This window comes from Vibrio sp. Y176 (assembly GCF_033438945.1).
In genome coordinates, this window is the sequence record NZ_JAWOQS010000274.1 from 1 (window position 1) to 846 (window position 846).

The following is an 846-nucleotide window of genomic DNA, read 5'->3' on the forward strand; positions in this document are numbered from 1 at the left end:
CAACACCAGCGATTTTGAAAGAATGGCAAGATTTGGTGTTGGAATACGGCTTTGCATACGGCACCGAAGGAACCGAACTGCAAGGCAAAACCATGCTGTGCGTGCTTTCTGCCGGCGGCAAAGAAGAAGCCTACAAAGCCGAAGGCTACAACCATTTTACGATTCGGGAACTGCTCGCTCCTATCGAGCAAATGTCCGCACTCACGGGTATGCACTATATTGCGCCTCTTGCTTTGTTTGGTTCGCGTACCGCAGCCGAAGAAGGTCGTATCCCGCGCCATATTGAGCGATATAAAAAGCTCTTAACGGCGCTGGTCGAAGACCGATTAGATGTCGAGGCCGCCGCTTCGCTCATTAAACTTAACAGTGCATTGCCGGAGCTCATCAAGGAGGCGTCATGACAGGAATATTCTTACAAGCCTTTGTGTACCTTGTAGCCGCCGTTATCGCGGTTCCGTTAGCAAAACGCTTAGGTTTAGGCTCTGTGCTGGGCTACCTAATTGCCGGCGTGGTGATTGGCCCAATCATCGGCCTAGTAGGCGAAGAGACCACAACCATCCAACATTTTGCGGAATTTGGCGTTGTAATGATGCTGTTCCTTGTTGGTTTAGAACTCGAACCTAAAATGCTGTGGGCGATGCGTAATCGCTTGATGGGGTTAGGTGGCTTGCAAGTTGGCGGCACTGTCGCCGCGATTATGGGTATCGCCTTGTACTTTGAGCAGCCTTGGACGATTGCTCTGGCGATTGGCCTAATTTTCGCGCTGTCATCAACCGCCATTGTGCTGCAAACCTTTAGCGAAAAAGGGCTAACCAAAACAGAAGGTGGCAAAAACGCGTTTTCTGT

The 846-nt window shown here is 50.6% G+C and carries 2 protein-coding genes; both read left to right on the forward strand.

Annotation, left to right across the window (positions count from 1 at the left end):
• Positions 1 to 401: NAD(P)H-dependent oxidoreductase (locus R7O13_RS25525; protein WP_318305031.1), on the forward strand; the 401-nt coding region annotated here is incomplete at its 5' end.
• Positions 398 to 846, forward strand: a 449-nt coding sequence (locus R7O13_RS25530; RefSeq protein ID WP_318305032.1) for a cation:proton antiporter, incomplete at its 3' end; no start/stop codon positions are given. The genes R7O13_RS25525 and R7O13_RS25530, both read left to right, overlap by 4 nt.